Below are 11595 nucleotides of genomic sequence, written 5' to 3' on the forward strand. Positions count from 1 at the left end.
CCGTCCTCGTGCCGGTCGTCGTCCGGTCCCGAGTATTCGCGCCGGCCGCGGTCGGCGCACGCGGGGGCTCAGGTGGTGGCGCGCAGGCCGAAGACGGCGGTCCCGACCCGGACGACCGTCGCCCCCTCGGCGACGGCGAGCTCCAGGTCGCCGCTCATGCCCATCGAGAGCTCGCGCGCGTCGCGGGTGCGCGGGTCGCCCGTGCGGACGACGGCGTCCCGCACCTCGCGCAGTCGGGCGAAGCCCGCCCGAACGACGGCCTCGTCGGCCGAGTGCGCGCCGATGGTCATGAACCCGGTGAGCCGCAGGCCCGGGAGGGCGGACACCTCGAGCGCGAGGGACGCCGCGTCGTCGGGCGCGACCCCGGCCTTGGACGGCTCGCCCGAGACGTTCACCTGGAGCATCACGTCGAGCGTGCGGGTGTCGCGCACGCAGCGCGCGGAGATCGCCCGGGCGAGCTCGGGGGAGTCGACGGACTCGACCGCGGACGCCGTCGCGAGCACCTGGTTGACCTTGTTGCGCTGCAGGCGCCCGATCATGTGCACGCGCAGCAGGCCCGCGGCGACGAGGTCGGCGACGTCGGGCGCCTTCGCGACGAGCTCCTGCACGCGGTTCTCGCCCACGAGGTCGACCCCCGCCGCGACGACGGCACGGACGGCCTCGGCGGGCTGCGTCTTCGTCGCGACGAGCAGGCGCACGTCCGACGGGTCGCGCCCCGCCGAGCGGGCGGCGGCGTCGATCCGCGCGCGGACCGCGCGGACGTTGTCGGAGACGAGCGTGACGAGGTCGGCGGACGGGTCGGGCACCGAGCCAGTCTAGGTGCCGCGTCGCACGTGGCCGCGCCGGGATCCGGGACGGGATCAGGGCGTTCCCGGAGGCCGCGGGGGCGTCCCGTGCGCGACGATGGGCGGGTGAAGACCCTGCTCAACATCATCTGGCTCGTGCTCGCCGGCCTGTGGCTCGCGCTCGGCTACGTGGCGGCCGGCATCATCTGCTGCGTGCTGATCGTGACGATCCCGTTCGGCATCGCGTCGTTCCGCATCGCGGGCTACGCGCTGTGGCCGTTCGGGCGCACCGTCGTGGACAAGCCGACGGCGGGCGCCTGGTCGACGATCGGCAACGTCATCTGGGTGCTCGTCGCCGGCATCTGGCTCGCGATCGGGCACGTCCTCACGGCGATCCCGCTCTTCGTGTCGATCATCGGCATCCCGCTCGGCATCGCGAACCTCAAGCTCATCCCCGTCTCGCTGCTGCCGCTCGGCAAGGAGATCGTGCCGAGCGACGCGCCGTACCCGACGTACCGGCACTGAGCCTGGTACTGAGCCCGCACTGAGAACGCCGAGGTAGAACCTCTGGCCGCGAGGTAGTGCTCCGCGCGTTCTACCTCGCGACCGCAGGTTCTACCTCGCGACGGACGCGGTGGTGCCGTCGGTGAGACGCAGCAGGTCGGCGGGGGAGAGGCCGACGTCGAGCCCGCGCCGCCCGCCGGAGACGTAGACGACGTCGAACGCGAGCGCGCTGTCGTCGAGCACGGTGCGGTGCCGCTGCTTCTGGCCGAGCGGCGAGATCCCGCCGACCACGTAGCCCGTGGCGCGCTCGGCGACCGCCGGCTCGGCCATCGTCGCCTTCTTGCCCCCGACGGCGCGTGCGAGCGCCTTGAGGTCGAGCTGCCGGTCGACGGGCACGATCCCGACGACGAGCGGCCCGCCGTCGACGGACGCGAGCAGCGTCTTGAACACCTGCTCGGGCGCGGCGCCGATCGCGGCCGCCGCCTCCATGCCGTAGCTCAGCCCCCTGCCCGGGTCGTGCTCGTAGGGGTGCAGGGTGTGCGCGACGCCGTCGCGCTCGAGGAGCGCGACGGCGGGCGTCCCGGCGTGGGCGGACGACGTCTTCTTGGCCACGGCCCGATTGTGCCCGACCGCGCCCGAGCCGTCCCGCGCCACGAGAGTGGGCGCCGTCGTCCGTGCCGCTCAGCAGCGCTGCGCGTGCGCCTCGTCCTCCAGCGCGGCGGCGCCGAGCGCGTCCGCCGCGGGCGCCGTCTCGTAACCGCGGATCGCGTCGACCTTGGCGGCCGACGACGACGCCGGGTCGAACCGGTGGTCCAGCCACTCGTCGACGAGCTTGCGGGCGAGCTCGAGGCCGATGACCCGCTGTCCCATCGTGAGTACCTGCGCGTCGTTGCTCTTGACCGCGCGCTCGACGGAGTACGAGTCGTGCGCGGTGACGGCGCGGATGCCCGGGACCTTGTTCGCGCTGATCGCGACGCCGAGCCCGGTGCCGCAGACGAGCAGGGCGCGGTCGGCCTCGCCCGCGACGACCTTGCGGGCGGCCGCGACCGCGACGTGGGGGTAGGCGGTCGACTCGTCCGCACCGCCACGGTGGACGCCGACGTCGACGACCTCGGCCACACGGTCGTCCGCGGCGAGGAAGTCGCGCAGGGCGTCCTTGTAGTCCGCGCCCGCGTCGTCGCTGCCGACGACGATGCGCAGGCGGTCGGTCGGGGTGTCAGTGGTGCTCATGGGAGATCTCCTTCGTGGCGCCGACGGCGCTCGTGGCGCTCATCTCGCGCAGGACGTCGGCGAACGCTGCGGGGTCGTGCGCGCGCCGGCCGAGGAACAGGCCGTCCGCGGCGGGGGTCAGGTGGGCATAGGTACCGGGACCGGCGGTGCCGCCGTACACCAGGCGGACGGCGCGTCCCGAGCCGTGCGCCCAGCGGCGCAGTCCCTCGAGGACGGCGACGACGTGCTCGGCCGGCGCGGGCTCGTCCGCTCCGATCGCCCACTCGGGCTCGTACGCGACGACGGCGCCGCCCGCCGCGGCGTCCGCGGGCAGGATCCGCTCGAGGTGCTCGACGCACGTCGCGACGGCGTCCACCGCGGGGCCGCGCTCCGGCTCCCCCACGCAGACGAGCGGTTCGAGCCCCGCCTCGCGGGCCGCTTCCGCCTGCCGGCGGAACGTCGCGTCGTCCTCGCCGAAGTGGCGACGACGCTCGGCGTGGCCGATCTCGGCGTACCGCACGCCGAGCTCGGCGAGCACGGCGGCCGGGACCTCGCCCGTCCACGCCCCGGCGCGGACGCTGGAGACGTGCTGCGCCCCCACGGACGCGACGTCGCCGAGCAGACGGACGGCGTCGGGCACGGCGGTGAGGATCGGGAGGACCGCGACCTCGACCTGCGGGTGCGCCACGACGGCGTCGCGGACGGCGGTGAGCCAGTCGGTCGTGGCCCGCTGGCCGAGGTAGGCCTTCAGGCTCACCGCGGCCAGCGGACGTGCGTCGTCGTGCGTCATGTCAGACGGCGGCCGTGCGGACGACGAGGGCGAGCGAGACCGCCCCGGGGTCCGGGTGGCCGACGCTGCGCTCGGCGAGCGGGCGCGCCCGACCGATGCGCGGCGTGAGATCGGCGGTCGCGTCCGCCTCCTCGGTCGCGACCTTCGCGGCGCCTGCCCAGGCGGCGTCGAACGTGGTGCCCGCGGTGACGGCCTCCTCGAGCGACTCGGTGAAGGGCACGAGCGCGTCGAGCAGCGTCTTGTCGCCGCGCTGCGCCTTGCCGAACGACAGCACGTGGTCGAGCGCGGCGCGCACGGCGCGCACGCGGGTCGCGTCGTCGGGCGCTGTCGCGTCGTCCAGGACGCCCGCGGCGGCGCGCAGACCCGTGCCCCACAGCGCGCCCGACGTCCCGCCGGCGCGGTCGGCCCACGCGTCGCCCGCGGCGGCGAGCGCCGTGGCGATCCCCGCGTCCGCCCCGACGGCGGTGCGCAGCGCTGCGAGCGCGGCGGTCGCGCCGGCGGTCATGCCGCGCCCGTGGTCGCCGTCGCCGGCGATCGCGTCGAGCCGGCCGAGCTCGTCCTCGTGCTCGCGGAGCGCGTCCGCGACCTGCTGGGCGGCGGAGAGCAGCGTCGCCGCCGCGCGCCGCGACTCCGGCGAGGCCTCCGCGACGGCGGAGGTCGCCGCGTCAGCCGCCGCGCGGCGCGCGCGGGGCCGGCTCGCCACGACGGAGCCGCGCCGGAACCCGGGCGTCTCGGTCGGTGCGGTCCACAGCTCCTCGAGCTCCTCGTCGAGCCACGTCAGCGTGAGCGACAGCCCCGCCATGTCGAGGCTCGTGATGAGCTCGCCCACCTCGGGTGCGACGAGCTCGAGGCCCGCGTCCTCGAGCAGCGGCGCGACGTCGTTCCACAGCACGAAGAGCTCCTCGTACTTGGTGCCGCCGAGGCCGTTGACGAGGGCCGCGACGCGGGGGCCGGCGTCCGCGGGGCGCTCGGCGAGCAGACGCTCGACGAGCATCGCGGCGAGCTCGCGCGAGCTGACGACGTCCTGCTCGGAGATGCCCGGCTCGCCGTGCACGCCCATGCCCACGCCCATCTGGCCGGCGGGCACCTCGAACAGCGGCTCGGTCGCGCCCGGGAGCGTGCAGCCGCCGAACGCGACCGCGAACGACGTCGTGCGCTCGTTGACGCGTGCGGCGACGCGCGTCACGCCGTCGAGGTCGTAGCCGGCCTCCGCGGCCGCACCGGCGACCTTGAAGACGACGAGGTCGCCCGCGGTGCCGCGGCGCCTGCCTCGCTCGGTGGCGTCCGCGCTCGTCACGTCGTCGGTCACCGCGACGGTCTGCGCCGGGATGCCCTCGGCACGCAGCCGCTCCTGGGCGAGGTCGAAGTTGAGGACGTCGCCCGCGTAGTTGCCGTAGCTGAAGAACACGCCGGCGCCGCGGTCGGCGGCCTTCGCGACCGAGTAGATCTGCTGCGTCGACGGCGAGGCGAAGACGTTGCCGACCACGGCGCCGTCGGCCATGCCGGGCCCGACCCAGCCGGCGAACGCGGGGTAGTGGCCGGACCCGCCGCCGATGACGACGGCGACCTTGCCCTCGGGGGTCTCGGTCGAGCGGACCACGCCGCCGTAGACGCTCTCCACGAGATGGGGGTGGAGGCGGACGAAGCCGGAGACGACGTCCTGGGCGAACTCGGCGGGGTCGTTGAACACGGTGGTCATGGAACTCTCCTTAGAGTCTCTTCAGTGTGCGTCGGCGTCGCGCGTCGCGCGGCCGGGCCGGGCGGTGGTGCCGGTCACCAGGCGGCGGACGCGAGACCGCCGAGCAGCCCGCCGACGGCCGGGCCGAGGACCGGCGGCCACCAGTAGCCCCAGTCGCTCGTGCCCTTGCTGCGGATGGGCAGCAGCGCGTGGGCGACGCGCGCGGACAGGTCGCGCGCCGGGTTGAGGGACCAGTTGGTGTTCCCGCCGAGCGTGACGCCGATCCCGGTGACGACGAGACCGACGGCGAGCGGCCCGAGCCCGGTCGGGGTACCGGCCTGCGACAGGATCACGAAGACGAGCACGAACGTCGCGACGACCTCGACGAGGAAGTTGTGCGAGTGCTTGCGGATGGCCGGGTAGGTCACCATCGACCTCAGCTTCACGGTGGAGTCGTCGGTCGCGTCGAAGTGCTGGCGGTAGACGAACCACGCGCCGACCGCGCCGACGAACGCGCCGAGGACCTGGGCGCTCAGGTACACGAGCAGCGACGCGACGCTCACCGGCACGCCGGGCGCGAACTCCCCGGTCCCCTCGACGAGCTTGCCGAGCGTCACGGCCGGGTTGATGTGGCGCCCGAGACGCTCGCGACGTAGATCGCCGAGAAGACCGCGAGCCCCCACCCGAGGGCGCCCATGAGCGCGGTCCCTCCGCGCCCGTAGGTGCCGACGAGCTGGAGGTTCATCGCGACCCCCAGACCCATGAGCAGGAGCAGGGCCGTACCCAGGAGCTCCGACACGAACACGGTGGTGAGCGTGACGTCCATGTCACCGAGCCTTTCGTCCGTCGGCCGAGCGCCGACTGGTGAGGTGTGGCGCCGCGTGGTGCGGCGCTCCAGCCATCGTGGGAGGGCGCACCGTGCCCGCCAAGCGTGCGTGCACGGATGCGCCGCCGAGAGGCACGATTCGCCGTCGGTCAGGCACTCCGGGGTGCACAGATGCTGCAGGACGATCTCCGGGTCGCCAGTGCTCCCGCGCGGTCGTGAGGCCGAGCGAAGAAGCCGGGAGGAGGCGACGTCGGGGTCGTCCTCAGCGGCGGGTGGTGCGGTCCAGGTCGACGACGGCCTGGGCGAGGTGGTCGTCGACGACCAGGTCGGTGACGGCGCGCGCCAGCAGGGCGGCGCGCACCGCCTGCGCCTTCGCACGGCCGGTCGCGACGAGGATCCGGCGCGGGACGCGGCGCAGGTCCTCGATCGGCATGCCCGACGTGCGCTCGTTGAGGGCGATGCCGTCGGAGGTGCCGTCCGCGCGGAGGAACACGCTGCCGAGGTCGCCGACGACGCCGTGCTCGCGCAGGTCGTCGAGGTCCGCACGCTCGAGGTATCCCGCGCGGTAGAGGTGGCCGGGGACCTCGCTGCCGAGCGAGCCGACGGAGAACAGGGCGACGTCCGCGTTGCGCTGGAGGGAGATCACGCGGGCGAGCGAGCGCTCCTGCCACATCGCGGCCTTGGTCTCCGCGCGGTCGAAGAACGCCGGCACGGGGAACGGGTGCACGGACGACCCGAAGGCCGCTCCGAAGAGGCTGAAGATGCCGGCCGCGTAGGTCAGGCCCGACGTGAACGTGTTCCCGGAGCCGTTGAGCTGGACGACGCGCGACCCGGGTGCGCGGCGCGGCGTGAGCTGGCGCGCCACGGCGGCGACCGAGGTGCCCCACGGCACGACGAGCGTCATCTCGCCGCCGAACACCTCCGTCAGACGCTGCGCACCGTGCTGCGCGATCTCGTCGAGCCGCGCGATGCCCGTCACGTCGTCCGGCACGACGACGACGTCGACGTCGACGCCGTGCGCGTCGCGCAGCCGCCGGGCGAGGTCGTCGCTGACGAGCTCGGTGCTGTGCACGGTCACCTCGACGACGCCCGACTCGATCGCCTGGCGGAGCATCCGAGAGACGGTCGAGCGCGACAGGCCGGTCTCGCGCGCGATGTCGAGCATGCTGCGGCCGTCGAGGTGGTACATCTCCGCGACCTCGACGAGCCGGCGTCGCCGCGCGTCCCGCACGGCTACCGCGTCCGTCCCGCGGCAGCCGGGCGTGTCGTGTGCAGGGTCACGTCCCGATTCTGCCCCACCGCGTGGGCTCGGAGCGGTGCTCGGCGGCGAACCCGCCCTACAGCGGCCCGACCGCGAGGACGGTCACGACGGGTGCGCCCGCCTCGTCGCTCGCCGCCAGGTCCACCGACGCGGTGATCGCCCAGTCGTGGTCGCCCGCCGGGTCGTCGAGCACCTGCCGGACCAGCCACGTGCCCGCCGGGACCACGCGCCCGGGGCGTGGTCCGTCGTCGGGCCCTCGTGCCCCGGAGGCACCTCGCCACCGGGCTCCACGACCTGGAACAGCGCCGCGGCGCGCGCGCCGGGACCGATGCCGACGGCGTCGTCGCCCTGTGCCTCGAACAGCGGGTCGAGCGCGTCACCCCACGCGTCGGCGTCCCAGCCGCTCGCGCCGTCGAGCGCGGCGAGGCCGCGGTAGTCCTCGCGCGACGCGAGCTCGACGCGGCGGAACATCGCGTTGCGCACCAGGCGGCGGAACGCGCGCGGGTTGCCCGTGACGGGGCGCGCGGGCGCGTCCTCGCCCGTGCCGGCGAGCGGGCCGTCGCCGACGAGGTCGTCGGCGTCGTCGTCCACGGGGCGCGACAGGCGCTCCCACTCGTCGAGCAGCGAGGAGTCGGTGCCGCGCACGAGCTCCCCGAGCCACTCGACGACCTCGTGCACCTCCTCCGTGCGGTGCTCCTCGGGCACGACCTGACGCAGCGCGCGGTAGGCGTCGGCGAGGTAGCGCAGCACGACCCCCTCGGTGCGCTCGAGCCCGTAGACGGAGACGAACTCGGCGAACGTCATCGCGCGCTCGACCATGTCGCGCACGACCGACTTGGGGGAGAGCTCGGCGTCCGCGACCCACGGGTTCGACCGCTTGTACATCGCGAACGCCGGCGCGAGGAGGTCCTCGAGCGGCTTGGGCCACGTGATCTCCTCGAGCAGCGCCATGCGCTCCTCGTACTCGTAGCCCTCGGCCTTCATCGCGGCCACGGCCTCGCCCTTGGCCGCGTTCTGCTGCGCGTAGAGCACCTGGCGCGGGTCGTCGAGCGTCGCCTCGATGACGGACACGACGTCGAGCGCGTGCGTGGGGCTCGCGACGTCGAGCAGGTCGAGGGCCGCGAGGGCGAACGGCGACAGCGGCTGGTTGAGGGCGAAGTCGCGCGGCACGTCGACCGTGAGCCGCACGCTCGGGCGGTACCCGGCGGGGCGCGAGGCGTCGGGCACCCGGACGCGCTCGACGATGCCCGCCACGCGCAGCGACCGGTAGATGCGGAACGTCTGGCGCACGTGCTCGCGGCGCTGGGTGTCGGTGTCGTGGTTGGCGAGCAGCAGGTGCCGCATCGCGTCGACGGGGTCGTGCTCGTCGGCGGCCCACCGGGAGCGCGCGAGCACGTTGAGCACCATGCGTGGGTGACGCGGAAGCTGCTGCTGAGCGGCTCGGGCTCGGCGTCGCGCAGGCGCTCGAACGTCGCGTCGGTCCAGTTGACGGAGCCCTGGGGCGCCTTCTTGCGGACGATCTTCTTGAGCTTCTTCGGGTCGTCGCCGGCCTTGGCGAGCATCTTGCGGTTCTCGATGACGTGCTCGGGCGCCATGACGAGGACCTCGCCCACGGTGTCGTAGCCGGCACGGCCGGCGCGGCCCGCGATCTGGTGGAACTCGCGCGCGCTCAGGTGGCGCATGCGCTCGCCGTCGAACTTCACGAGGCTCGTGAGCAGCACGGTGCGGATGGGCACGTTGATGCCGACGCCGAGCGTGTCGGTGCCGCACACGACCTTGAGCAGGCCCGACTGCGTGAGCCGCTCGACGAGGCGGCGGTACTTGGGCAGCATGCCCGCGTGGTGCACGCCGACGCCGTGCCGCAGGAACTTGCTCAGCGTCTTCCCGAAGCCCGTGCCGAACCGGAAGTCGCCCAGCTCGGCGGCGATCGCCTCCTTCTCGGCCTTCGAGGCGACGTTCATCGACAGCAGCGACTGCGCGCGCTCGACGGCGTCCTTCTGCGTGAAGTGCACGACGTACACGGGCGCGCGGTGCGTCGTGACGAGCTCCTCGAGCACGTCCGTCAGCGGCTCGACGACGTAGCTGAAGTGGAGGGGGACCGGCCGCTCGGCGGTGGTCACCTCGGCGACGGGGCGCCCCGACCGCTCCTCGAGCTCGGTGACGAAACGGCTCGTGTCGCCGAGCGTCGCGGACATGAGCAGGAACTGCGTGCGGGGCAGCTCGAGCAGCGGGACCTGCCACGCCCAGCCGCGCTGCGGGTCGGCGTAGAAGTGGAACTCGTCCATGACGACCTGGGAGATCGCGTCCTCGTCGCCGGGCCCGGCGGTCCCGCGGCGCAGGGCGAGGTTCGCGAGGATCTCCGCGGTGCAGCAGATGATGGGCGCGTCGGGGTTCACCGCGGAGTCGCCGGTCGTCATGCCGACGTTCTTCGACCCGAACGCCGCGACGAGCGCGAAGAACTTCTCGCTCACGAGCGCCTTGAGCGGGGCGGTGTAGTAGGTGCGGCCCCCACGTCCGGCGCGGTGCGCGGCGAGGGCGGCGAACTGCGCGCCCATCGCGACGAGCGACTTCCCGGAGCCGGTCGGCGTCGCGAGGATGACGTGCGACCCGGAGACCAGCTCGATGAGCGCCTCGCTCTGGTGCGGGTAGAGCTCGAGCCCCTGCTCGGTCGCCCACGTCGTGAAGCCTCGTACAGCGCGTCCGCGTCGGGGGCGCCGCCCGTGGGGGCGGGGACGTGGGAGAGGAGCGTGGGGGCGCGGCCGGTCGTCGTGGTCACGGGTCGAGTCTGTCAGGTCGCCCCGCCGGACGGGCCGGGTGATGTCGACCCCGCTGCTTGTCAGCGCTGTCAGGCATGTGTCAGGGTGGGCCCTGCCGGCAGATGCCGCCGGTCCGAGGAGCATCGAGAACCCCCACGACGCCGTGGGGCCGAGGAGTAGACCCGATGAGGTTCCACCGCGCCGCCGCCGACGCGCCAGGTCGCCGGCTCGACGACGCACCCGCAGCGACGTGGTCCGACGGCGCCGCTGCGGTCCGGGTGGTCGCACCCGCCGCGTCCCGGGTGGAGCCAGCACGTCGTGGTGTCGACGGCGACAGGGGACGTCGACACCACGAGGCGCGCCGGACGACGGCTGTCCACGACGCGCTCACCTGTCCGTAACCCGGCCCTGGCAGGGTACGGACCGTCCCGCCCTGCCACCGCTGTCATGGCGGCCGGCCCTTCCCCCGACCACGAGGACCCCATGAACCCCAGTCCCACCCGCCACCGCGCGCCCGCCGCACCGGCCCGCTCGCCGGTGTCGTCGCCGGCGCGCTCGCCGCCGCCGTCGCCTTCGTCGGCATCGCGCCCGCCGCCCAGGCCGACGAACCGCCGGCCCCGACGGCCACCGAGCGCGACCTCGCGTCGCTCGTCGACGTCTTCGTCGGCACCGAGGGAGACTTCGGCAACGACATGCCCGCGCCAGGCGCCGAACGGCCTCGCCAAGGTGAACCCGCGCACGACGCCGGGCCGCAACAACACGGGCTACGACTACGCGCAGTCGCAGATCTCCGGGTTCACGCACACGAACCTCGACGGCGTCGGCGGGTCCGGCGGAGGCGGCGACATCCTCGTCGTGCCGACGTCCGGCTCCTACACGTCGCGGCCCGGGACCGGCACGTACGCGCACGCGTTCAGCCACGACGACGAGGTCGCCGGCCCCGGCCACTACGCCGTGAGCCTGGGCAACATCGCCGGCACCGACGGCGCGATCGCGGCCGCGCCGGGGACGATCGAGGCCGAGGTCACCGCGACGACGCGCTCCGGCGTGCACCGGTACCAGTTCCCCGACGGCGCGACGCCGAGCCTCGTCGTCGACCTCGCCACGAACAACACGAGCCGCATCGCGTCGTCGCTCGACGTGGAGCGGCTCGACGACGGCCGGACCGCGCTCAGCGGCGAGATCGTCGGCCACTTCTACAACGCGTCGTACACGATGTACTACTACGCGACCACGACCCGGCCGACGGCCGACGTCCGGACCTGGGGCGACGACCGCGCCCTGACGGACGCCACGACGCAGGACGGCCGCGACACCGGCGCGATCCTCACGTTCGACCCGGCCGACGCGGGCGAGATCGGGCTCGAGGTCACGCTCTCCCCGGTCAGCGCCGCCCAGGCGAGGACCGACCAGGAGAACGAGCTGGGCGACCTCGGGTTCGACGAGGTCCGCGAGCGCACCCACGCCGAGTGGAACGCGAAGCTCGGCAAGGTCGACGTCACCGCCTCGCTCGCGACCGACCCGTCCGGCGACGTCGAGCGCCTGTTCTACACGCACCTGTACCGGATGTTCGCGATGCCGATGAACGCGACGAGCACCTCGGGCACGTACCGAGGTGTCGACGGCGCCGTGCACCGCGCGCAGGGCTTCACCTACTACGACTCGTGGGCGACCTGGGACGACTTCCGCAAGTTCTCCGTGCTCGCCTACATCGACCCCGCGATGTACCGCGACACGGTGCAGTCGATGGTCTACCTGTTCGCGACGCGGAGGCCGAGGGCACGGG

7 protein-coding genes and 3 pseudogenes are annotated in these 11595 nt (G+C 74.0%); 2 read left to right on the top strand and 8 right to left on the bottom strand.

Translation table 11 applies throughout. From position 1 onward, the window contains the following. Window positions 1-68: 68 nt before the first annotated feature. On the bottom strand, window positions 69-806 hold the full coding sequence (locus BJF88_RS17080) for a YggS family pyridoxal phosphate-dependent enzyme (RefSeq protein ID WP_075829669.1): 738 nt from the start codon (window positions 804-806) through the stop codon (window positions 69-71). Window positions 807-911: 105 nt separating this feature from the next. Here BJF88_RS17080 and BJF88_RS17085 point away from each other — a divergent pair, with 105 nt between their 5' ends. Continuing rightward, the gene (locus tag BJF88_RS17085) at window positions 912-1310 is read left to right on the top strand and encodes a YccF domain-containing protein (protein WP_075829670.1); all 399 of its coding nucleotides are present in this window, start codon (window positions 912-914) and stop codon (window positions 1308-1310) included. A 90-nt stretch (window positions 1311-1400) separates the two neighbouring features. Here BJF88_RS17085 and ybaK read toward each other — a convergent pair whose 3' ends face one another. From ybaK to BJF88_RS17120, 7 genes and pseudogenes are all read right to left on the bottom strand, one after another. Next, window positions 1401-1901 carry a Cys-tRNA(Pro) deacylase gene (gene ybaK / locus BJF88_RS17090; RefSeq protein WP_075829713.1) on the bottom strand — a complete coding sequence of 167 codons (501 nt, stop codon included), beginning with the start codon at window positions 1899-1901 and terminating at the stop codon, window positions 1401-1403. 69 nt (window positions 1902-1970) lie between these two features. Beyond that, window positions 1971-2519, bottom strand: coding sequence for a ribose-5-phosphate isomerase (locus BJF88_RS17095; RefSeq protein ID WP_075829671.1), 549 nt, complete (start codon window positions 2517-2519; stop codon window positions 1971-1973). After that, window positions 2506-3288, bottom strand: a complete 783-nt coding sequence (locus tag BJF88_RS17100) for a triose-phosphate isomerase family protein (RefSeq protein ID WP_075829672.1) — start codon at window positions 3286-3288, stop codon at window positions 2506-2508. Before BJF88_RS17100 ends, BJF88_RS17095 begins: the two co-directional genes overlap by 14 nt. A 1-nt stretch (window position 3289) precedes the next feature. Then, window positions 3290-4987, bottom strand: coding sequence for a dihydroxyacetone kinase family protein (locus BJF88_RS17105; RefSeq protein WP_075829673.1), 1698 nt, complete (start codon window positions 4985-4987; stop codon window positions 3290-3292). Window positions 4988-5061: 74 nt separating this feature from the next. Further along, a pseudogene (locus BJF88_RS17110) lies at window positions 5062-5792 on the bottom strand (MIP/aquaporin family protein). A gap of 262 nt (window positions 5793-6054) precedes the next feature. Beyond that, window positions 6055-7023 (bottom strand): sugar-binding transcriptional regulator, encoded by a 969-nt coding sequence (locus BJF88_RS17115; protein WP_222844045.1) that lies wholly within the window; start codon window positions 7021-7023, stop codon window positions 6055-6057. Window positions 7024-7129: 106 nt separating this feature from the next. Continuing rightward, window positions 7130-9829, bottom strand: a pseudogene (locus BJF88_RS17120) (DEAD/DEAH box helicase). A 463-nt stretch (window positions 9830-10292) separates the two neighbouring features. On the opposite strand from BJF88_RS17120, the pseudogene BJF88_RS17125 reads away from it, so the two are divergent. Then, window positions 10293-11564, top strand: a pseudogene (locus BJF88_RS17125) (glycoside hydrolase domain-containing protein); the annotation flags it as partial. Between the last annotated feature and the right edge of the window lie 31 nt (window positions 11565-11595).

Source organism: Cellulosimicrobium sp. CUA-896, from assembly GCF_001942335.1.
Classification (GTDB): Bacteria; Actinomycetota; Actinomycetes; order Actinomycetales; family Cellulomonadaceae; genus Cellulosimicrobium.